The organism is Staphylococcus pasteuri (assembly GCF_030547725.1).
GTDB lineage: Bacteria > Bacillota > Bacilli > Staphylococcales > Staphylococcaceae > Staphylococcus > Staphylococcus pasteuri.
Map to the genome: position 1 here is coordinate 1 of NZ_JAUOQO010000270.1, position 279 is coordinate 279.

Consider the following 279-nt stretch of genomic DNA (forward strand, 5'->3'; position numbering starts at 1 on the left):
GTTTTGCACATAGTAGGAAGTAGGTATCCCACCGAGAGATATTTCAGTAGAGCCAAAGAAAGTTTTAGCCATACTATCACTACCCATATCTTGAATAGGCTTTCCGTTTATCCATACTTGATATAATTTACCAAGTGTAGCAGGTAGGGTATAAGTCTGTGTTCCTACAATCGGGGTCAAGGTGACATTTACCTGTCGGAGTAAGGCGCTTATCTTTAAATTGACTTCATCTTGACCGTTATTAAGTTTAACGAGAATATCGGCATCACTCCACCGTCC

At 40.5% G+C, this 279-nt stretch carries 1 protein-coding gene; it reads right to left on the reverse strand.

The window, feature by feature from the left end; translation table 11 throughout:
- On the reverse strand, positions 1 to 180 hold a 180-nt coding region (locus Q4528_RS13630), incomplete at its 3' end, for a hypothetical protein (RefSeq protein ID WP_303522085.1).
- Positions 181 to 279: the final 99 nt, after the last annotated feature.